Source organism: Dictyobacter alpinus (assembly GCF_003967575.1).
Taxonomy (GTDB): domain Bacteria; phylum Chloroflexota; class Ktedonobacteria; order Ktedonobacterales; family Ktedonobacteraceae; genus Dictyobacter; species Dictyobacter alpinus.
Genome location: NZ_BIFT01000001.1, coordinates 4,943,470 through 4,966,003 on the forward strand (window position 1 = coordinate 4,943,470; position 22,534 = coordinate 4,966,003).

Genomic DNA, 22,534 nt, shown 5'->3' on the forward strand with positions numbered 1-22,534 from the left:
TTTTTTTCATATCAGCTGTTTTAATTTGTCGGTCCCCAGCATTGCCAATCATCATATTTACTGAATCTATCGAAACGATCAATGATAGGGCGCTGATTATTACCATACATTGATCTGCAGGCATCAGCCATATTTATAGAACTGTATTGGCTGTTAGATCCCATACATCGCCAGCCATAGACACTTGATTTGTCATAGGCTTCTGCTTTATTGTACCCTTGATTTTTGCAGTATTGATCCAATTGTGTGACACTTACACTTGTACCATAATAGTCGGTCGTTATATTCCCTAAAAATGTTTCTTGTTTGAAACATTGCCAGCTTAAAGGATTATCATTGTTGCCAAGTCGGGCAACGATAGGGCCTTTGTCTGGAGTTGCTGGATTCACGTTTCCTGCCAGATAATCACATACTCTATTAAAAATATTATTTTTAAACTGCGTTAAAAGTTGTCTTTCTCCTGTATCAGACTTCATACACGCAATATTAAAAGCCGTTGTTTCTGTAGAGGCTGCTTCCCATCCGAGTGATTGGCAGTATTGATCGAGCGTTTTTAAGTCGATGACACCAACGAATTGAGGATTAAGGGTAGGCTGATAGTTTTGTAGTTGTTTGCCCAGGTCTTTCGCTGAAATAAGTGTTGCGAAGTTACTGGAAACATGTTTGTTCAACGAAAGTTCATTGCCCCATATATTTGCATCAGCACGATTACTATCCTGGCCGATGTAGTTCATATTGAAATTGGTATTGCGATAGGTTAATTGCCCAATATCACCATCATCGTCATTGACCTCAACTGCAATTCCCCCTCCTCTTTTTCCCGCTACATTATGGACAATCGTGATCGTATCTAGTTGAGCCTGCCCACCAGCAAGGAGAACGCCTCCACCGTCGCTGATGGCACCATTTTTTTCGAGATAACTGTTATTTGATATTACCAGCGAGCCATGTCGGCTTTCAATTCCGCCCCCTTCACCACTTTTAGCCTGGTTTCCTAAGAGATAACTAAAATTAGTAATGCTAACAAGCCCCCCTTGATTATAAATGCCCCCTCCATTGTGATCAGCCTGGTTGTTCGTCAGGGTTGTGTGGTTTAAGGTAAGAGAACCCGCAACATTGTAGATTGCACCACCATCATTTTCAGAAGTATTTTCTTGAAAAAGGCTATCATTTAGTGTTAATGCGCCTCCCGTATTGGTAATAACTCCACCTTTTTCGCTTGAATGATTATGATACACAAAACAATGCGAAAGCGTGAGAATACCATGATTTTCAAGAAATGGTTTTGTTGCTGTCCTGGTAGAGTTAATATTTACATGCTCCAGGCTTATATTAGTTCCCTCAGGTATGTATATTTGAGCGTTATTCGTATTTGTAATAGTGATGCTATTATCACTATCCATTGATTTAAGGAGAGATTGAGTAGTGGTATTTTTATCGTTTGTAATACCAGTGAGTTTAATATCTTTACGTAAAAACCAATCCGATGTTAGCGTAATGGTTGCTCCTCTAAGGTCTGGTGAGAATACAATCGTGTCACCACTTTGGGCGGATCGATAAATCTGACGTAATGTACCAGGTCCATCGTTATTTGCAGATGTGACGACATTTGTGTGAGGGGAAAATAACACATATACATTTATTCCAATGGAGGTGGTGATGGCGAGTATGAGCGAAGTAAGAAAAATTTTTCTTGTCCAATGAAACTTTTTTGTAAGTATGCTTTGTGAGGATGTCGGTTGCTGAGAATGTACAGTATAAAAAAACTTCTGTAATTGCTTAAAATCAAAAGGAGAAATGAGGCACGATATTATTGATGAAAATAAACTAATGGATGATGCAACTGCAATTGCCACTGAATTATTATTTGCGCTACCCATAGACAATGTTAAACAGAAAAGATATATCGCAATGATACCTAGAAGGATAGACAGGCCGATTTTTATCTTCCATTTTTTTGTGTGCATGGAAAGACTCCTTTTGCATTATGGGTTGCTTCAAGTTCTGATCAAAATTGTAAGATGTCTTCCTCTATTACCTGTAAGTTTTTATGTGTTTCCTCGACCCAGAAATTCCAGCTTTCATCTTGTGTCATTGTCGGATCTTTTACGCATAACGTTTCTAGTTCAGTAAGAACATTACGGAAGCGGCTCTGTGCTACCCGTGCCTGCTCCATGCGTTCCTGATCTGTTTGACTTTGTCCACTTAAATAGAGTGAAATCATTGCTTGATCGAATTGTACTAAAATTGGCTCTAAAACATCTTTATCAGGTATAAATTCATGCGTCATTTGAAATCCCCTCGTTGCTGCTAAACCACTGTATCGTCCATAGCGTTGGCGCAGTGCCTTGACTAACAAAGGAAATAGTTCCTCAGCTGCACGCAGGGCATTCTCGGGATCGATACGATTCATCAATGTTTCCTCTACTGCCGTTGCAAGAATTGCTGCCCGGATACGAAGTTGTTCGTCCACCGTGAAGGCAAATTTCTCGCTTATCTGTTCTATTTCATCGGGGTTGAGAATGTGAAAGTGTGGTTTTATCAATGACCGCTTAAGTCGGCGTACTTTTTCTGGATGCAGGTGCGTTTTACTGACCAGATCATTAAGACCATACCCCCGCATCTCTAACAATGTTTCCAATTCTCGTACAAATAGATTCCATTGTTTCGCCATATCTGAAGATTGTCGCATATGCTCCTCCTTTCTTACTCAACTATATCTCTTCCATCTTTCTTTTTCTAGTCACACTACTGTGTATATTTTTTTCATGAAAATCCTCTTATGGGTATTTGGACTGCACTATGTTATAGCGTGTATATAGATATTTTTTACACTTTTGTGCTTCAAATAGAGGCAATACCTGGTGCTTTATTCTAGTGAATGCAGGGGGTATACTATTATGCATAAAAAATAAAATCGTACCGCGTATATAGATTGAAACATATTTGAAAATTAGAACCTTTTCAGCGTATAGAAAAATATGGTATTAGTGCAGGAAGGATCCTATGCATCAGCATGATGATCAGAACAAACCGACAGGCGAAATGACGAATCGCGATGTGGCTAATTCTCAAGAAAATCCTTCATCTCTCGACCCAAATAGCTCTTTTGATCATGTTCGTTTATTGCAAATGTGGTTGGACCTACCAACTGTGCGAGAGCAGCGACGCTTTCTGGAAAGTCACTCATATTTGCTTGAAAAACATGTCAATACATTAAAAAAAGCAATAATAGCACAGGAATCTGAAAAAACAAATCAAGAGAAAAAGCTACGTGAAGCGATATTATTATTGCAAGATGCTCAAAGACGAGGTGGAAATATTCAGGCCATCCGTGAGTCTTATATCAATTTGTATGGTGGTTTCGCTCTTGATCTCCCTTCCTGGTTAGAAACCGTTGAGCAAGAGCTTATAGAACTCTTCAAAGAAAGCAGTCCGGAGATGACTGCTGAAGCGCGTGTAACCCTTTTACAAGGGGCATTAGAGCGAATTCAGAAAGATACAGCTATTCCTCTTGTGGTTCATGCAACTCTCAATCTTGAGCTTATGAGTGCATGGATGATGCAACAACGTACTAGTCGTACTCAAGCTATTGAAAAAGCATTCCAATGTGGAGAAAAGGCTTTGCAAACCTTTACTGTAGCTAGCTATCCTTACCAATATGCAACGATACAACGTTATCTAGGTGGCGCATATTTGTCTCGCATTGCAGGAGAGCGACGAGAAAATCTTGAACGAGCTATTGCATCTTATCAGGAAGCCTTACGTGTACTTACAATCGATAATTTCCCTTTAGACTATGCCAAGATACACAATAATATGGGGATTGTATACGGGCTTCGTATTGCAGGAGAGCGACGAGAAAACCTCGAACGAGCTATTGTTTCTTATCAGGAAGCCTTACGTGTACATGCGCAGAATACCTCTTCATTCTACTATGCACAAACATATAATAACCTGGGCATTGCATATAAAGAGCGTATCGAAGGAGGTAGACGCGAAAACTTAGAAAAAACCTTTGTCTGTTACCATGAAGTCTTGCGCGTATGTACACTTGAAACCTTTCCGTTCGAATATGCAAGGGTTCAGAATAACCTGGGCATTGCCTATCAAGAACGTATAGTAGGAAGGCATGAAAACCTTGAACGAGCTATTGCATCTTATCAGGAAGCCTTGCGTGTATATACTCCCGACACCTTCCCGTTGGAATATGCACGTGTACAAAACAATCTTGGTAAAGTGTATGCGCGACGTATGATGGGAGAACGAAGAGAGAATTTAGAACAAGCCATTGTCTGCCATCATCATGCATTACGTATACGCACTCGGAATGCAATTCCATTAGGATATGCTGAAATACAGAACGATTTGGGCTACATTTATACACAACGTATAGTAGGAGAAAGCAAAGAAAACCTGGAGCAGGCTATTATCTCTTATCAGGAAGCCTTACAAGTGTATACGTTGCAAGCCTTTCCACGTGAATATCGTAATGTGCATATGAATCTTGCGGAAGTAGAAGCCCAACTCAAGAACTGGGAAGGGGCTAAAGAGTCCTATATTGCAGCGCTTGTAGCAGAAGATCTGCTCATCATTCTGGGGACAGGCACACATGGGCGAGATGCAATTCTTAAAGAGGGACGAGATGCTGCGATCCGCCTTGGGTATGCTCTTTCTCGTTTGGAATGTATGGAGGACGCTGCTATAGCTATCGAACGAGGACGAGCCCATGGTCTGGCTGAAGCTATGGCTTTTGATGCTGCCGATCCAATGCTTATCCACAATCAGCAACGACGTGCTCGCTATATCCAGGTGCGCACAACCCTGATTGCTGCGCAGGCACAGCTTCATGAATCGCTGCCCACACACCTCGATGAAAATGTACGACGCCATCTGGATCTCGAGCGAACGACAACCTATCGTCAGGCCAAAGCTGATTTTGATACTCTCATTGCAGAGATTCGTGCGGCCAATGATCCTGGCTCCTTTATGGACAATCCTCTGGATTCTGCCAGGCTTCATCAAGCAGCGGTCCAGCTTGGGGAAGGCCATGTGCTGGTCTATCTTCTTGCTACTCCCTGGGGGGGAGCTGCCATTGCCATTCAGGGATTGCATACCTTCTCTTCCGCCTGTTTCCTTTCTCTAGATTTCCCTGGTCTTACCGACAAATTTGTTGACTCGCTAATCGAGACGCACCTCAATGATCACTCCGAACGGATCATTGGTGGGCTTATTCTGGCGCAAACCGGGCAAGGCTTTGAACGTTTCTGCCAGCAATGGGAAGGGACAACCATCCAGGCTAAAGTTCAAGCTTTAGAGGCTGCCTGTCAGCAAGCGGGTCAAGATAGTTCTCTTCTTCAAGCGCTTCAAACCCTGTTGGCGGACTCTCCATTTACCTCCTTTATAACCCAACCATTTTCTTCCCTCTCGCAACACGTTTTGAACGAAATGAGTGCCACCTGTGATCATAGCTTCCTCCAGATAGAACTTGATCGCTGCCTGCCACTTCTTCAAACTATGGTGATGGATCCTCTTGTTAGCTGGCTAAAAGAGCATGAAGCAGCAGGAGTAACCCTGATTCCTTGTGGTTATCTTGCTATCTTCCCGCTTCCAAATCTTGTGCTTGCCAGCGGACGTACTGTGAATGAGACGCTCCCCACGAGTGTGGTCCCCAGCACCCGTTCCCTGTTGCGATCCCATGCCAGTCGCCCTCCTTCTGCTGGCATTACCGCCCTGGGGGATCCTCAAGAGAACTTACCTTGGAGCGAGGCTGAGGCTCTTACCTTGCACTCTCTGGCACGTCAATCCTTTTTACCATCTGCTGCATATATCAAAACACGTGCGACCCGTGAACGACTTCTTTCGGCACTAGAAACGAGTTGGGTTGTCGATGCCTCCTGTCATGGCTCCTTTGATACCAGAGATTTCTTACAATCAGCTTTGCGCCTGACAAATAATGAACGCATCACTATGGCTGAGATGCTCAATCACCAAATCGATGTGCGTGGTCTCCGGCTTGTCATTCTTTCCGCTTGCCAGACTGCCCTGCTTGATACAAGTGGTGCTCGAGATGAGTTCCATAGTCTTGCTGCTGCCCTGCTCCAGTCTGGAGCACACGCAGTTTTAGCCTCCCAATGGCCTGTCGATGACCAGGCTACGTATCTGCTCATCGTGCGTTTTATTCAAGAATGGCTTCCTCGTCGAGACTACGAACCGCCTACCGCCGCACTTGCGCGTGCCCAGCAGTGGTTGCGTACGGTTACAAATCAACAATTGTTGTCCTGGCATCGTCGTCTTCCTCCCTCCTCTGCCCAGGAGCTGCCGACTCTATTGCCGTGGCATCCCCTTGAGGATATTACTCCAGCGATGGCTTCATCGCATTGGCAACCAATCCCTGTTCGTGGACGCTCAACTCGCTATGATCTCTCAGATGCTGAATTGATTGTTCGGCTAGGCGCACAATCTCAAGATCCTGCCGTCGCCCCCTATACTAACCCTTATTATTGGAGTGCGTTTCAAGTAATTGGTTGGTGATTCCTTGTCCCCTATCAGGGCCGACGCTGATACCCCAAACTACCAGATGTGATCCACGTTGTCTCTTACATGCTTCAAGACACGTGGATCACATTCCTAACTATTCATGAACTGCTTCAGTATCCTTATGGGTATTCATCTATATACACTAAGGCAACCAGAACAACTAAGACTATTTAAATCCTGGTTGTCCTGTTCCACACTGCCAGATTTCGTCCGAGGTGCTGGGATCCCATAAGACGCATGCCCTGGCCGGGTATACTGGGGAATAAATCATTCTTGACCAGGTTCTTGAAGAGACTACTGGACTTCCAAATTGTCCGTCAGATGCAATATTCGGAGGCGTGCTATTTTGAACAAATGCTTGCATATAGAGTGAGGTACCGTCAAGCACTTGAATATCTGTCCAGTTTGTTCCGCAACGGTCATTTGCCCATAATATAATCAATTCAGCGCGACCATAACGGTAAACAGTATTTTTTTCAGCAACATATGCTGTGCTATCCCAACACCCTGAAAGTTCTGGCCACTGGCCATCATACGAACTATAAACTCGTGCCTGTTTCTGCTTCACATGTGTGGGCGGTGTGATACCGGATGTATGAGCGAATGCACTTTCGGGAATAGCAAGCAATAACAAGAGACATAAAACTGTAACGCTCATAGAAATTAATGTTTTTTTCATTTCCAATGAATCTCCTTCTTCCCACAATGGGGTGAAAACAATGATTGAGATCATGTCGGTCACTAGCATGTTCTAAGCTAAAGGAACACTAAATCGTGATTGATTTCTCAGAATAATCTATTCATGTGCGAGTGAAGGTATGAATATTACACAGTACATCTCGTGTGCCTGATAACTTCCTTACAGTTTTAACTATAGCCACTCATAGCCTGTTTTTTCTAGACACACCTCTGTGTATTCTCTTTTTTCTTTATGTTGGTTATACTAGAAAGAAGTACTGACACATGTGGGCAATAGTGAAATTTTACTTGTTGATACTATCTTCTTTATTCATCGAATACTGTTTATATAATTTTTGTACGATTTATTTATAAAATAGACGAAAAACGCCGCCCTGATTAAAGGGCGGCGTTTAGCTTTTGCCTGCATAGATGCTTCTGGCTGATGTACAAAGGAATATTTGACACTATGAAATGCTCTCCGGATAGATAAAAGGCCGCCGGCGGCAATTGACTTTTCTGAGCGCGTCTGTTACTATTGCCATAGAGACTATAACCACGGTGAATATATTCATAATGAAAGGAGATGTATATATGCCTGATCCCGAGGCCTTTCTGCCGCTGACGCCGGCGGTGTTTAACATTTTGCTGGCTCTCTCGGATGGTGAGCGCCATGGCTATAGTATTATGCAGGAGATTGTCAGCCAGACTGAGGGTAAGCTGCGGATTGGTCCGACGACCCTTTATCGTTCGATTAAGCATATGCTGGAAGATGGCTTGATCGCTGAAGCGGATGAGCGGCCAGATCCAGATCTGGATGATGAGCGCCGCCGCTACTATCGTCTGACTTCTCTGGGGCAGCGTGTGGCCATCGCCTGGACGAACCATCTGGAGCAGACGCTGGCTATGGCGCGTAGCAAGCCTCTGTTTGGTAACGCTGGTTCGGCTCAATCTTTGCAAGGAGCGTAAATATGAGGCAGCCTGTACTACCAAAAGTTATTCTGCTCTCTCTGTTGCTGTACCGTGGCTTGCTCAGACTGGGGCCGCCAGCCTTTCGCCGGGACTATGCAGCGGCGGCACTCAACGATTTTCGGCAGTGTTGTCGTGCGGCCTACCAACAACAGGGAGCGGCGGGTGTCCTTCTGCTTTGGCCGGCGTTGATAGGCGAGACCGTGCCTGGATTGTTGGCTGAATATCTTGGAGGGCCATATCCTATGCTCCCTACACTGCGTCGCTCGCTGATCGCGGTTTTCTGGTCCGGCCTCCTCTTTCTGCTGGCGGCTATTGCCCTGGGGCGCATTGCTGATCCCAGTGCTCCTTTCAATGCCGTTGGTAATGCGCATGCGGAGGTCGCTATCTCTCACGCCATCATGGAGTCAGGTATCCTTTTGACCCTGTTCGTCATCGTAGTGGGAGGACTCCCCATCATGTTTATTGCCGTGAAACAGGCTGTACCGGATGGGCTACGCGGTGTGCTCAAGCTGTTTCTGCTGCAACCGAAACAGGCTTTCTCGCTGCTCGGAATCGCGTTTCTCTGCGCCGCTGGTTTTCTCTGCTTCCTCCTGGTGACGCAAACCTTGTTCAGCCCACCGCCATGCACCTCGACCAACGGATGTGTATTCGCGCAGTCCCCATTAATGCTAGCGCTCAGTCTTGCCATGATCTGTGGCCTCCTCACCAGCATCTTTTTTGTCATCCTGGCCATTATGACCTCGCTCTCGCTGGCCGTTCTGCGCAGTGAATTCAAACGGAGCATGCTGCGTTTCGCGCTGATCCCTATTGGTCTGCTTGTCCTGACCATCACCACATCCACCGCAGCTACCGCCATCTGGCTGCTGCGTTTATGGCTTGATGCACCGCAATTCGTCGCCAGTAGCTCAGGCTTTGGGAATGGCCAAATCATCTGGGTAATCTCCATCCTTATCACCATGGCACTCTCAGCCGTCGTGAGCGCCGCCGCCTTTAGCAATGGCCTGCGCGCCAGTCGCCGCGTTGCATAGAAACGAAGGACTGTGATGAAGCGTTTGCTCATCTATTCAGGTGCTCTCTGGCAGTAAGTATACCCCATAAGGAATATGCCTTTACAAGTATATTCTTTATGGGGTATACTGTAAGTATGAAAACGCTATGGACTGCTCTGACAGAGCCAAATCGCTTACATATTGTCGAACTGTTGCGCGACGGTCCGCTGACCGTCGGTGAGATCACTGAGCGGCTGGGATTACAACAACCGCAGGTGTCGAAGCACCTTAAGGTCCTGAGTACGGCTGAAATTGTGGAGGTCCAGCCACAGGCCAATAGGAGAATCTATATGTTGAAGCATGAACCGTTCCAGGAGATGGAGGACTGGCTCCAATCTTTTCGTCACCTCTGGGAAGCACGCTTTGATCGTCTGGACAACTATCTTTTTGAATTAGGGGCCAGCGAGCCACTCACGAGCAATCGAATTGAGGATAACAATGTTTGATTACCAATCGCTGAGTACGCGTATTGGGGAACAGGATTTTGTCGTGGAACGGCAATTTAATGTGCCTCGCGCGCTGATGTTTCAGGTTTTTACCCAGCCGGAGCATCTCAAGCGCTGGTGGGCACCAGCGCCGTATACTATTCCCGTGTGCACTATCGACCTGCGACCCGGTGGCATCTGGCACTATTGTATGCGCTCACCGGAGGGGGATGATCATTGGTCGCGTAGTGTCTACAACGAGATTGTGCGACCGGAGAAGCTGGTCTATTCCTCAACCTTCGCCGACGAGCATGCTAATCCTATCGAGGGTGTGCCGGAGCATCTGGCTACGGTGACCTTTACTGAAGAGGGCGGCACAACACATGTCTCTGCCCGTTTCCAGTTTACCACTACAGCGGCTCTGAAGGTCGCGATCAACATGGGTATGATGCAGGGAATGAGCACGACCTGGGATTATCTGGCTGTCTACGTGCAAGAATTGCAAGCAGAGTAAACAGAGTAAAAGGAGCGAGACACATAATGGCTACAATCATCGCACAGCACACCGTGACCTCCAAAGATGGGACCGTTATCGCCTATACACAGGTTGGCCGGGGGCCGGCCCTCATTCTGGTCGATGGGGCGCTCTGTTATCGGCAGTTTGGACCTTCCCAGGATATGGCTGCGCAGCTTGCTTCGCATTTTACCGTCATCACCTATGATCGCCGGGGGCGTGGGGAAAGCGGCGATACCCAGCCCTATGCGGTTGAGCGGGAAGTCGAAGACCTGGCGGCGCTGGTTGACGTTGCCGGTGGTACCGCTTATGTGTTCGGCCAATCCTCCGGTGCCGGATTGGCTATCGCAGCGGCAAATCAGCTGCCAGGGATCACAAAACTGGCCTTGTATGAAGCGCCCTTCGTGGTTGATGATACCGGCAAACCGATAACGCCGGCCTTCCTGGCCAGTCTCAAAGAGGCGGTGGCGCAGAATCAACGTTCCAAAGCGGTCAAGATGTTCATGAAACTGGTCGGTGCTCCCAGCTTTATGCTTACCATCATGCCGCTCTTCCCAATGTGGTCGAAGCTTACCTCCGTCGCGCACACGCTACCGTACGATATCAGCACAATCATCGCTTACGGAGCTGGCGTTCCCCTCCCAAAGAACCTGGGAGAAAATATCACGGCCCCCATTCTTGTTATGGACGGCGGCAAAAGTCCGACCTGGATGCGCAACTCAATGCAGGCACTCTCCCAGACTCTTCCCCACGCCAGCTATCAGACGCTGGCCGGGCAGAATCACATGGTGAAGGCCGAAGCCATCGCTCCCGCGTTGGCAGCGTTCTTTGCCCGACAGTAGCAGTCGTTTTTTGTGCACAGGAGAAGTTATGAATGCAGATGTGACCGCATATATTGATGCCATTGATCGACCGTGGCAAGCTGAGATTTGCCAGCATCTTCGTCAGGTCATTTATCAAGTCGTTCCGGACATTGAAGAACGGATGCAATATGGTAAGCCACACTATAAAAAGAAGGGGAAGTATGTGTGCCTCTTCAATGCCGCGAAGTCCTGGGTCGGCTTTACCATTTTCAATGCCCAGACCCTGCAAGCCCCCGATGGCTTTTTTGAGCCTGGTGGCAGTCCCGACCGCCAAACTATCAAAATCCTTGCAGGCCAAACCGTTGATTATAAGCTTGTCGCCACACTGTTACAGGAAGCCGCCCGGACGCTTTAAGTCGTCCTCAGCGCGTACAGGGGAAAGCATTGCGGATACGAAACATGAATAGAGGGAGGACCTGATGGCTACAGATATCACGCTCACTTCAATGAGAACGACCTCACGGCTCATAGCGCGGCTATCATTTGCGGCAGCCAGTGTATCTCTGGTGTTACTTGCTGCTCTACATCTTCTCAAACCAGAGTTTGACCCCTCGTGGCGCATGGTTAGCGAGTATTCAATCGGGAACTACGGCTGGGTCATGCAACTCGTCTTCCTCACCATGGCTCTGAGTTGCGTTACCTGTTTCATCGCCATTCGCTCGTACATCCGAACGCTCGGTGGCTATATCGGACTGGCTATCCTGTTGGTGACTGCCGCCGCCCTGGCCGCCGCAGCCATCTTTACGATCGATCCTATCACGGCAAGCAAAGACTCCTTGACCACCCATGGCAATCTTCATGCTCTGGCTTCGATTATTGGTGTTCCCGGCTTGCCTCTGGCCGCTCTCCTGGTCAGCCGTAGCCTGGCCCGCCATCCTGCCTGGTCCTCTGCCCGGCGCGTGCTTTTCTGGGCCACCAGTCTAACCTGGATCAGCCTGCTATTGATGCTCGTGATTGTGGCCGTTATGCTCCCGATGGCAGGCAAATTTGGCCCAAATGTGTGGATTGGCTGGCCCAACCGACTTGTGATGGTCGCCTATAGCGGATGGCTGATGATCGTTGCCTGGCATACAGTCTGGTTAAGTAAGCAACGATCATTGATCGGAAGCCAGTTCTACTTTTACTCGTATCTCGGTTTTCGATGCTCGGTGAAATGCGAGCGGTGATGCTTCTGTGCGCAGCCAGGGACTCATTGTGATCCATTCGTGAGATCAAGAGCGCATGCTTCTCATAGAATATCCTGATCTTCCAGCAGGAAGGTGATGTTCGACTGGTTTTCTCCAGGCCAGGTAAAAACGGAAGAAAGAGTATGAAACAGAAACGCATCCGCATTTCGCTGATCGTCTTAGAGGTATTTGTCGCACTGGGAGCCGTTGGTGGGGGTATCGGCCTGCTGACAGGAGCGATTCCTGCCTCATTGAACGCGCTGCAAGGTTCGCCGTTCGTTGATTACACCATTCCTGCCTTACTGTTGATCGTCATCGTGGGTGGCAGCATGTTCCTGGCCGCTGCCACCATCCTCATGGGACGCGAAATAGGTGTGCTGCTATCCGCTACTGCCGGGCTTGGCATGATGATTTTCGAGATTGTGGAAGTCGTCATCCTTGACCATACGAGTGGAAATATGCTTGGGTTTGCTCTGTCGCTGCAGATCTTTTACTTCACGCTCGGCCTGGTAATTTTTGGGCTGAGCTGCTTTCTCTGGCTGACCGACTATCGAAGGAACCACTTCTCCGCAATGCATATCAGTCTGAAACAGTGACGGCTCTGTGGGACACTCCGTGACGCTACGCAAAAGATGTTTTCACGCATCTTCTCACGCATCTTCTCACGTTCAATGCGTATGCTAGCGATGAATGAACACGTAACTTAGCAATGTAAGGAGTGCAAGCATGTTTCAAAGAATACTCGTTCCATTGGATGGCTCGTCTCGTGCAGAGCAGGCGCTCCCGGTGGCGGCGCGCCTGGCACAGGTTTCAGGTGGTTCGATTCATCTCCTGCAAGTAATCGACCTCGGGAGTGGCTATGATGGCGGATTGGGAACTGCTTCATTTGTAACTGAGCAATCAGTCGAAATAGAGATGACCCAATCCATGGACTACCTCAGTACGGCTACCACATCATCGAAGCTTTTGGGCATACCAACCACCACTGAGGTCCTGTTTGGGCTTCCTGCTCAAAATATCCTCGCGACTGCTGCTTCACGAGAGATTGATCTGATTATACTATGCAGCCATGGCCGAACCGGGTTCACCCGTTGGGCCCTGGGCAGTTTTGCGCACACCCTGGCCCATGAAAGTACGGTGCCCATCCTCGTCTTACGTAAGAACGAAGGTGTCTCTCTGCCATCAAGCGCAGAGAACGCGCGACCACTGCGTGCGCTTGTCCCGTTAGATGGATCCAGGCTTTCCGAAGCCGCGCTAATCCCGGCGGCGCAGCTGGTTGCGGCCCTGGCCGCTCCTGCTCAAGGAGCACTGCACCTGAGCCAGGTAGTCACGCCCGTTCCGACAGATGAAAAAGAGGGCTCTGTCCGTGAGACCAATGAAGAGGCTCTCCAAAGTGCCAGGGTCTACCTGGCGCAGGTGACGGAGCACTTGCAGACGACAATAAAGGACCTCAAGCTCTCTCTTACATCCTCAGTCGAATGTGAGAAAGATGTTGCCACCACATTGCTTCACCTGGAGGAGCACAAGATCGAGGGCATGGGGAGTTGCGACCTGATTGCTATTTCTACTCATGGTCGAGGTGGGCTGGAACGCTGGGTGATGGGCAGTGTCACAGATCGTCTTCTCACGACCACGAAATTGCCGATGTTGATCGTACGACCACAGAAAACGGGGATCGTACAGCCATAGAAAACAGGTAGCTGATAGCAGAAAAGAGGGATCGCCAGCATTGGCGACCCCTCCACGTAATTTGAGGTAAGGTTGGCGTTAGTAGGAGTTGACGCAGCCACCGGCGTTGCCATTGAATGCGTTGCTCCAGAGCGATTGGACTGCGAAGGTACCGGTGCTCAAGGTGATATTGGTTGATGCACCCTGACCAGAACTGATCCAGGCGCATTTGTCGCCGTTCTCAGCTCCGCTACTATCGATCCAGCCGGTGCTGGGATAGATATCTGTTTCGGTCTCAGCGAATTCGTGACCACCGACAATGGTGATGCCGTCGGTCAGACCTGCGCTACCGCTATTCACAAAGTTGGCGCCGCAACTTGTGCCTGCATCTGTGATGTAGGGCATGTTGGTAAAGGCGATGTTGCCGTAGCTGGTGTTCGTTGAACTGTGCCAGGCACAATACTGGGAACCGAAGCCACTGGCGCTATTGTGTGTTGCGGTATTGATCACATACTGAACCGTGCGATTCGAAGCCGTCGTCGTGTTGCCAAAGTGGGCCGCTGCCTTAGCCGCTTCGCTGGCAAGACTTGACTGACTGGGTTTAGAAGGAGCCTTGGCTGAATTGTCGTACCAGACACCCGCGAGTACGCCGGAGGGGTTGGTAGCATGTGTGCCTGCGGAACCACAGGTAACCGTACCGCTAGCTACGCCCTGGCAGTACTGTGTCACCGAGTTGTTCCAGCTCGAACCACCGACACCATTAAAGAATTTTTGCTGGATGGCTGCTTCGCCGGAGGGGTCATTGCCGTTCCACTGTGATCCCCAGTAGATTAAATATACTTTGTCCGCTCCAGTTTCGACGCCATAGCCGCTTGTGCCACCATGGTACGTAAGATTGTTGGTACCAGCGGTCTTTGCAAAATTATTATTGGTTCTTTTTACGCCCATACTGTGGATCGAGTGAAGGACATCACCACTTGGGCTTGCACTGGCCGGGGTAACAAAGCTCGCGAGGGTGAGCGCAATGGCGATCGCTAAGGCCAACGTGCTCGCATAAATAAAACGGGACTGTTTCATTGGCAGGCTTCTCCTCTTTTTTAGGGGAAAATAAGTCGCGCAGTATTGTATCTACTATTGTTGGTAGATATACTTATAAGTATAAATATGGTTATTCATTTACAATTCATTGCTCTTCCACTTTATATTAATCCTTAACAAGACTGTTAAAAAGTATTATCCTGTGCTTAAGAATTCGTTAAAAGACATGCATTTGTCGTATAATTCACATTGTCTTATACCGGAGAATCTTCTCTAATTCTTATGTAAAACCGCACGCTTTCTCTCCCTCCCTGTCTTTTTTTGTGGCGAATGAATACAAGCTTCTCCACTTTTACTTCAACTTCACTATTATTTTTGAAAACAAAAAATGAGTACTCTCTATCCTTTATAGGGAAAGCGGGGTAATACATGCAACATAAGCAACGCTTGACTGCCGATGCGCTCACAACCATTGAGCCGTTCTCCCAGTGATCCTTCCCCTGACAACGCAAACGATTCCGTAGTTGCGTTTCTCGGGATGGTGATGCCCAGGAATGCGGATTGGGTACGAGCGAACGTGCAAGAACGAGACGCAGTGCTGTGGCGCCTACTCCACTCACGTTGGATGTTACCGCATTGACGGGGAACGTTTGGCATTCCATGTCCATCCATCCGGCCCCCGTCCCTGTACGAATCAGATCAAGAACCATGATTCGGATGTGTGATCGCGATCCTGAACGTTCCATTGCGAACCGGATCAAGAACCATGAGTGGTGTAGGCGCCACAGGCATGCGATGCGTTTCTAACACGTATCGATCTTGATCGTGCCGCATGCCGTCCTTGCTTGAAATACATCTCAATTAGCGAGATGAAAGCCCGACATGGTCCTGCTCAGGGACTTTGACGTCTCCTTGCCACACGGTTCGGTTGCTTCAACATGATTCTGTCCAGGTAACAAATCCCTACGTGAGATGTATTGGGCCTTGCGTGTGGCGCTCACTTCACGTACACTCGGTCCGCTTCACCTGTTTTCCCACCCAAGACCGGATCGTCATCCATTATCGGGATCAGATAGAAAATGTTGCTATGTGAGATGTATCATGCAAGAGAGCAGCGGGTATGCTCCAATTAGCAAGAACATACCCGCTGCTCTCTGTACAAGACTCTGTGAATATTAGCCGGGTAAGTGGTAGACCTGTGGCCACTGATTGTTGCAGTCCCAGATCTGTAGTTGGGTGCCGTTCGTGGTGTTGCCGGCTGGATCATCGAGGCAGCGTCCAGATTGTGGATTATAGAGTGAGCCGTTTGACTGCTGAATCCATTGTTGACCGCCAACGCCATTACAATCCCACAACTCAACTTTTGTTTCGTTCGCCGTCCCATTGCCGTCGATGTCAAGGCACTTCCCGAGTGCACGCAAGGTGTGGTCGTTGGCTACAGTCCATAGCTGCGCACTTGAGCCGTTGCAGTCATAGAGTTGTACATGCGTGCCGCTTGTGGCATCTCCATTTGCGACATCCACACACTTGTTGCCCGGTGCGCCAATGGCGCCAGTAGCTTCAGTTCCATTGCTTGAACCAACCAGCATCTGGCACTGGCCGTTACTGGCGTAGGAGCCTGCGGCTTCAAGCAGGCTTGTACCATCGGCCGAGGGCAGGAGCGATGTCGAGTAGTTTGCGCAGTGGTCGCCGCCGCCTGGTACATTGATACTCAAGGGCGCTGGCTGGGCTGTCCAGCCGCCCTTGCCTGACAGATCGGTTGTGATGAAAAGCGTATTTCCACTTTGATGCCCATTGGCGGCATTCTGGAGATACTTCCCAACCAGGATTAGTTCGCCATTCCCGCCTCCAGCCTGACTCCAGGCCAGACCAGGAGAACTGACAAAGTAGCTATTATCACCTGCATAGACCTGTGTTCCCAGATCTGTCGCGGAGCCCCAGTTGTCGGCATCCGCTGATGTACGAATATGGACCGAACAACCGGGATTGCCACACACTTCATAGGCCATGACATATGTTCCGGTGGGCAGTTTGACGACCCGCGCCATACCTGGACGCGCATTGTTGTCGTTGAGCGCGACATCATATACTTCTGGACCCCAGGTCTGTCCTCCATCTGTCGAGACTTCATGCGCTAACAATTGATTATAGCCATCATTTTGATGACGTTCATCCGAATAGTAGACCACAAGATTGCCGGCGCTATCAACAGCAAATTCGGGTTCCCATAGCCCCAATCCATTTCCCTGCCCATTAGTGGCGATCGTACTACGATGAGACCAGTTGTTCCCCTGGTTTGTACTTGCATATAACTCGATTGATCCTCCACTACCTTCAGTGCGGGCAAGCAAAATAGTGCCCGCTGGAAGATTGCCCAGCGCAGTCGGTAACTCAAATAAGCCTGGACAGCAGATACCCGAACCAGCGGGGGGCGCAGGAAGTGCTGACCATGAAAGGCCATTATCGCTACTTTTATAGGGAACAAAGCCATCCGAGATGACCATCAAGGTGCCATTGGCGCTCCCATTGTGGGCTAAACGGATGATGCGCGGATAATCATTCGCGTTTGCACCTACGGTTACTGTCGCGGCATGCGCGGCTGGCCCACTGGAGCTATGAACGCTTACCATAACGAGCATCACGGTAAGTATGAGTATAAGCGCGATTGCTCGCACAATATGAACGGGCGCGGGTTTGCTGAGCTTGATTGGCATTTTTTATACCTCCTTGTATTTAACATCCATGCTAGTCTTCCTGACCTACAAAAAGCAGTTCTTTGCTCTAGCTATATATCTCTGCTCTATCGATGGAAATGTAGGTTGAGCCAGAGGCTGGATTCTTATCGCCTGTCACCCGGATCGTCATGGTATGGTCACCCTGATTGAGTACTGGCGAGACATAGTGAAGTTGTTCTCCCTGACGAACGGAGGCGTAGTAATCGACCCGTGTTTCCTGTCCTCCATCTATCGAGATGCCCGCGATGCCATTACCAACATCCGCAACTGAGAGCAGGGCGATCTGTGTACCATGGAAGTGGATCGTGGCCGTGGCATTGGTCTCATTGCTCCAATGATCGTTGCCATAGTAACACTGCACCCCACAGCCGCTCCCAGAATTCCAGTTTCCCTGGTACTCAAAATAGTTTGTGCCGACCGCCGTATCTGTGTCGTTAAGTCCCAATGGACTCGCCCCAGGATCGCCTGATGGCAGGTCCATGGTCGCACCCGCCGCTATAGGCGTACCAAGGTTTGGCGTGCCATCCGCGTTCCAGCTAATTTGTTGTACGCGTGTGGTGCGTGCTTGATAGGTATAGTCTGAAGTATTCTTCGCATGATAGACAATCCAGTCCTGGGTGCCATCAGGCGATTTGAAGAAGCCGTTACTACCTGGTCCATACACGCCATTCTGGTCTGCGCGCTGAAACTGCACCCCATTGTTCGTCCAGGAATTGGTATCCAGCAGATTACTGTTTTCCTGTGCGGTCATCATTTCAAGATGGTAGTCCGGCTTTCCGGTATCGCAGACAGAGTAGAAGAGAAAGATGCGTCCGTTGCGCTGCAGGGTCGAGGGAGCCTCGCGCACCTCGGAGCAGGTCCCGCTTGCCGCTAATTCTGTGCGGCCACCGCTCAAAGTTAAAGGATCGCTCATAGGGGCGATAAATATGCGGTTGCGGGTTGTGCCATCATCGCCACTATAGAGAAAATATAAGGATCCATTATTATCGAGGATCCATGGGTCAATGGCCCAGGAGTTATTTGAGGGATCGACGCGCCCTTTGAAGACATAGGGGCCATTGGGGTCGTTGCCACTACTCTCAAGTACATAGATCCGGTGATTATTGTCGGAGCCATCATCCGCGGTATAGTAGAGATACCAGTGAGCCTGCCATTGATACAAGCCAGGTGCCCATATATCCTGGTTACGGGAAGGGTCGGTGTCTCTCCACACGGTGATTGAGGGAGACCTTAAAAGATCGGCAATGCTGGCCGAGCTTGCCATTTTAAGGCTATTGCCGGTGGTGTAAACAGAGTAGTACATCCCGTTGTAATATTGTATGTATGGATCAGGATATGTACCAATGGGATTGCGAAACGTTCCGCTCGCAGCCCTGGCATGGAAAGGGGATCCGCTGGCTCCAAATAGGGCAAATTGGAGTGCAATACAAGTACACACAAGTAGGAGAGCCACGCTCCAGGAATGGGTCAGAGTCAGCCTACCATGCCATGGTTTGATAAACAACATAGTTTTTTTCTCCACAATCTCGCCAACGTTGGCGAACAGGGTCTTTTACGCATTACACATGCAAATCTCTCGCATGTCCTGATCGTCGAAATCCTAATTCCCTCCTCTCAGGCGCAATACATGTCTGTAGCTACAAAACGTGACGTAATACATCCACATAGAAAAATACTTTGATGGTAAACGTGTCAGGTTATAAACGCATGTACAGACTCTGTTTGCTTCGTATTTTCCCTAATTGATAGAATTAGTATAGAATAGAAGAGATGAAAATGTCAATGATATAGGACATAACAGGGATTTGATTGTATTTTAGGATAGTATTATGGCCTTTTAGATGCCTTTGCTTCGTGTAAATCCGAACTAAACAAAGAAATTTTCTCAAAAAAAATCTCCAGTTTGGGGGAGTTGGCAACTACCCCCGTACTGGAGATTATGTTTTCCTGGATAATTTTGGATGCTTAGGCCTTCAGGAATTCCAGCAGATCAGCGTTGAATTTATCCTGATGGGTGCAAGTAAGGCCATGGGGTGCTCCCTCATAAACCTTCAAGGTGGCGTTTTTAACGATTTTGGCGGTGAGGATACCGGCGTCCGCGATCGGCACGATCTGGTCGTCGTCGCCGTGGATGACTAAGGTTGGCACATCTATTTTCTTGAGGTCCTCGGTGAAATTGGTTTCGGAGAAGGCTTTGATGCAGTCATAAGCGCCTTTGAAGCCAACTTGCATTGACCAGAGCCAGAATGCGTCCAGCAGGCCCTGTGATACTTTTGAACCTGGGCGGTTGGCATTGAAGAAGGGGTGGCTGAGATCTTTGTAGAATTGTGAGCGATCAGCCTCAACGCCGGCACGGATCTGATCAAAGGCATCGATAGGTGTGCCACCTGGATTGCTATCTGATTTCACCATGATTGGAGGAACCGCGCCAACCAGCAAAGCTTTCGCCACACGTGAACTGCCATGGCGACCAATGTAACGAGCCACTTCACCACCACCGGTGGAATGACCAACCATGACTGCGTTTTTCAGATCGAGTGCCTCGAAGAGCTCGGCCAGATCGTCAGCATAGGTATCCATATTGTTGCCATCCCAGGTCTGGCTGGAGCGGCCATGGCCGCGGCGATCATGAGCGATGGCGCGATAGCCATGAGAGGCGACAAAGTTCAACTGCTCGTCCCACACATCAGCATTCAGGGGCCAACCGTGGCTAAATACAACAGGTTGACCAGTTCCCCAGTCCTTATAAAAGATCTGTGTGCCATCCTTCGTTGTGATCGTGTTTGAGCGCTTAGAATTTTCCTGTGCGAAACTCATTGTATTTCCTTTCGGCCCGCATATTGACGCGAGCACTCTGCATCCTAAAATTTCTTTTCCTGTGAGAATAGTTTTTGCACTCAACTGTGCGTCCCTGTTCTCTGTAATGATCATACCTCATTGCATCCTATTTTGAGCGATCGTTACTAGTCTTTTACCTATCGTCTTCCTGATGCATCAGTCGAATTGCCCATCTGGCACCTATTCTATTGAAAAATAGTATAATGCTGTTTTTAATTAAGAGTGTTTCTGACTCCCAAGGGCGAACCATTGAGCGGGGCGGCCTTCTTCAGCCATTTTCATGAGGAGCACGAGCCAGACATCTGCGCCTGGATAAACAGGCGCCAATAAAGATAGTCAAAAAGATCGCTGAGAGCCGGGAGGTGACAAGCCATCTTTTAGTCCCGACTCGGCTTTGTTCTAATTCCGGCGATGACGAGATCGAGCATGCGGTTAGCCCCATCAGGGTCTGAGGCATGTTCGTTCACCATGGCGATGCCATAGACGAGTCGCATCACGTCGAGAATATGGACATCCGTTCGGATCTGTTCTGCAGCCTGGGCGCGGAGCAAGAGAACTTCTCCCGCCTCATGCATCACTTTGTTCGCATCATAGATTCTCGTTCCTGGAACGTGCTTAGCAGCCATGATGGTAGCTCCCATGCTCCGCCCCCGAGCCGCGAAATCCATCTGGAGACGAAGCCAGCTTATCAAAGCGTCGAAAGGAACCGGAGCGCTTGCGAGTTCTTCAGCGTGCGCCTTCAATTCACTGGTCTCATCCAGGAACACGGCTTCAAGGAGATCCTGGCGCGTGGGAAAATGGCGGTACAGCGTTCCTATCGCGACCCCAGCTGACCTGGCAACGTCCTCCAGGACGATGTCAGCACCACGCTCGGAGACCGCAACTCGTGCCGCGTTCAGCAGGCTAGCGTAGTTGCGCTGGGCATCAGCTCGCATTGGGCGGTTGACTGATGTTGGCTCGTTCATTTTATGCTCCTTCTTTCCGCCTTTGAATAATAACCCTTGACAAAGTGAGGGTCCCTCCGTTAATATAGAGAGGTAATGTGAGGAACCCTCCGTTTATAAATGGAGATGGCCTCATTTTACCATACTTACGTTTGATCTTACCAGTAAAAGGAGGGCTTTCTTATGCGTGTTTTCGTTACAGGAGCACCGGGCTATATTGGTTTAGCTGTCGTTCACGAACTTATTGGTGCCGGTCATACGGTCGTGGGCCTTACCCGCTCAGACAAGGGGGCCGCAGTACTCAAGGAAGCCGGGGCCGAGGTGCACCGCGGTACCCTTGACGACCTCGACAGCCTTCAAAGCGGTGCTGCCTCTGCCGAAGGTGTCATTCACCTGGCATTTCAACACGACGCTTCAGACCATGCGACCGCCGTGCAAAAGGATCTGCGCGCCGTTGAGGCGATGGGGGCGGTGCTCGAAGGCACAGGCAAGCCGTTCGTGACCACTGCACACCTGAACGGGGAGGCATCGGACAACGTGGTGCTCGCACTGGCGGGAGTGCGATCAGTGGTGGTCTCTCTCTCTCTATCCGTGCACGACAAGGACGACAAGCACGGATTCATGCCGAGACTGATCACTATCGCTCGCACGAAGGGAGTCTCTGCCTATATCGGCGACGGGTCCAACCGCTGGGCGGCCGTCCATCGCCTCGATGCGGCTCACTTGTACCGCCTGGCACTGGAAAGCGCTCCGGCGAGGTCACGGCTTGACGGGGTCGGCGATGAGGGAGTGCCATTCCGCGACATTGCTAGCGTCATCGGTCACCACCTGAATTTGCCGGTGGTCAGCATTTCCCATGAAGAGGCAAACGCCCACTTCGGCCCTTTTTTGGGCATAGTGGCGGCGGTCGACAGACCGAGGTCGAGTGCACAAACCCAGGCACTCTTGGGATGGCGACCTGTACACCCGCAACTTCTCCCAGACCTTGCAGAGCACTACTTCAACAACTGATTTAAGGCTCAAGGTTATGCCTCCCTTTCAAGTGTGATGTCAAAAAGTGTTCTCCGAACACTTTTTGAAAGTATGGGCGCTTTAGCGCCCGAG

The 22,534-nt window shown here is 49.2% G+C and carries 19 protein-coding genes; 11 read left to right on the top strand and 8 right to left on the bottom strand.

Annotated features, from left to right (window positions below; all coding sequences use genetic code 11):
* Positions 1-20: 20 nt before the first annotated feature.
* The gene (locus EL633_RS19355) at positions 21-1,967 is read right to left on the bottom strand and encodes a right-handed parallel beta-helix repeat-containing protein (RefSeq protein ID WP_126628761.1); all 1,947 of its coding nucleotides are present in this window, start codon (positions 1,965-1,967) and stop codon (positions 21-23) included.
* 41 nt (positions 1,968-2,008) lie between these two features.
* On the bottom strand, positions 2,009-2,692 hold the full coding sequence (locus tag EL633_RS19360; RefSeq protein ID WP_126628762.1) for a hypothetical protein: 684 nt from the start codon (positions 2,690-2,692) through the stop codon (positions 2,009-2,011).
* Between the two features lie 314 nt (positions 2,693-3,006).
* Between EL633_RS19360 and EL633_RS19365 the strand changes: the two genes are divergently transcribed.
* Positions 3,007-6,534 (top strand): CHAT domain-containing tetratricopeptide repeat protein, encoded by a 3,528-nt coding sequence (locus EL633_RS19365; RefSeq protein WP_126628763.1) that lies wholly within the window; start codon positions 3,007-3,009, stop codon positions 6,532-6,534.
* Positions 6,535-6,706: 172 nt separating this feature from the next.
* Here the strand turns inward: EL633_RS19365 and EL633_RS19370 are convergent, their stop codons facing one another.
* Entirely contained in the window at positions 6,707-7,219 is a 513-nt protein-coding gene (locus tag EL633_RS19370; protein WP_126628764.1) for a hypothetical protein, read from the bottom strand.
* A 593-nt stretch (positions 7,220-7,812) separates the two neighbouring features.
* Here EL633_RS19370 and EL633_RS19375 point away from each other — a divergent pair.
* The 9 genes from EL633_RS19375 (at position 7,813) to EL633_RS19415 (ending at position 13,896) form a co-directional block, all read left to right on the top strand.
* Entirely contained in the window at positions 7,813-8,187 is a 375-nt protein-coding gene (locus EL633_RS19375; protein WP_126628765.1) for a PadR family transcriptional regulator, read from the top strand.
* 2 nt (positions 8,188-8,189) lie between these two features.
* Entirely contained in the window at positions 8,190-9,218 is a 1,029-nt protein-coding gene (locus EL633_RS19380) for a hypothetical protein (RefSeq protein WP_126628766.1), read from the top strand.
* Positions 9,219-9,334: 116 nt separating this feature from the next.
* Positions 9,335-9,685 (top strand): ArsR/SmtB family transcription factor, encoded by a 351-nt coding sequence (locus tag EL633_RS19385; RefSeq protein WP_126628767.1) that lies wholly within the window; start codon positions 9,335-9,337, stop codon positions 9,683-9,685.
* A complete protein-coding gene (locus tag EL633_RS19390) occupies positions 9,678-10,178 on the top strand; it encodes an SRPBCC domain-containing protein (RefSeq protein ID WP_126628768.1) in 501 nt (166 codons plus the stop codon). The genes EL633_RS19385 and EL633_RS19390 overlap by 8 nt, the downstream gene beginning before the upstream one ends.
* A 26-nt stretch (positions 10,179-10,204) precedes the next feature.
* Positions 10,205-11,020 carry an alpha/beta fold hydrolase gene (locus tag EL633_RS19395; protein WP_126628769.1) on the top strand — a complete coding sequence of 272 codons (816 nt, stop codon included), beginning with the start codon at positions 10,205-10,207 and terminating at the stop codon, positions 11,018-11,020.
* Between the two features lie 28 nt (positions 11,021-11,048).
* On the top strand, positions 11,049-11,396 hold the full coding sequence (locus tag EL633_RS19400) for a DUF1801 domain-containing protein (RefSeq protein ID WP_126628770.1): 348 nt from the start codon (positions 11,049-11,051) through the stop codon (positions 11,394-11,396).
* Positions 11,397-11,460: 64 nt separating this feature from the next.
* Positions 11,461-12,207, top strand: coding sequence for a DUF998 domain-containing protein (locus EL633_RS19405; RefSeq protein WP_126628771.1), 747 nt, complete (start codon positions 11,461-11,463; stop codon positions 12,205-12,207).
* Positions 12,208-12,350: 143 nt separating this feature from the next.
* Complete coding sequence (locus EL633_RS19410; protein WP_126628772.1) at positions 12,351-12,803, top strand: hypothetical protein; 453 nt, start codon at positions 12,351-12,353, stop codon at positions 12,801-12,803.
* Positions 12,804-12,933: 130 nt separating this feature from the next.
* Complete coding sequence (locus tag EL633_RS19415; protein WP_126628773.1) at positions 12,934-13,896, top strand: universal stress protein; 963 nt, start codon at positions 12,934-12,936, stop codon at positions 13,894-13,896.
* A 78-nt stretch (positions 13,897-13,974) separates the two neighbouring features.
* Here the strand turns inward: EL633_RS19415 and EL633_RS19420 are convergent, their stop codons facing one another.
* From EL633_RS19420 to EL633_RS19440, 5 genes are all read right to left on the bottom strand, one after another.
* Positions 13,975-14,952: a hypothetical protein gene (locus EL633_RS19420; RefSeq protein ID WP_126628774.1), complete on the bottom strand. Its 978-nt coding sequence runs from the start codon at positions 14,950-14,952 to the stop codon at positions 13,975-13,977.
* Between the two features lie 1,136 nt (positions 14,953-16,088).
* The gene (locus tag EL633_RS19425; RefSeq protein WP_126628775.1) at positions 16,089-17,627 is read right to left on the bottom strand and encodes a sialidase family protein; all 1,539 of its coding nucleotides are present in this window, start codon (positions 17,625-17,627) and stop codon (positions 16,089-16,091) included.
* A 67-nt stretch (positions 17,628-17,694) separates the two neighbouring features.
* Entirely contained in the window at positions 17,695-19,155 is a 1,461-nt protein-coding gene (locus tag EL633_RS19430; RefSeq protein ID WP_126628776.1) for a glycoside hydrolase family 43 protein, read from the bottom strand.
* A 458-nt stretch (positions 19,156-19,613) separates the two neighbouring features.
* Complete coding sequence (locus EL633_RS19435) at positions 19,614-20,465, bottom strand: alpha/beta fold hydrolase (protein WP_126628777.1); 852 nt, start codon at positions 20,463-20,465, stop codon at positions 19,614-19,616.
* 398 nt (positions 20,466-20,863) lie between these two features.
* A complete protein-coding gene (locus tag EL633_RS19440) occupies positions 20,864-21,451 on the bottom strand; it encodes a TetR/AcrR family transcriptional regulator (protein ID WP_126628778.1) in 588 nt (195 codons plus the stop codon).
* Between the two features lie 162 nt (positions 21,452-21,613).
* Between EL633_RS19440 and EL633_RS19445 the strand changes: the two genes are divergently transcribed.
* Positions 21,614-22,441 (top strand): SDR family oxidoreductase, encoded by an 828-nt coding sequence (locus EL633_RS19445; RefSeq protein WP_126628779.1) that lies wholly within the window; start codon positions 21,614-21,616, stop codon positions 22,439-22,441.
* The last annotated feature ends 93 nt before the right edge of the window (positions 22,442-22,534 follow it).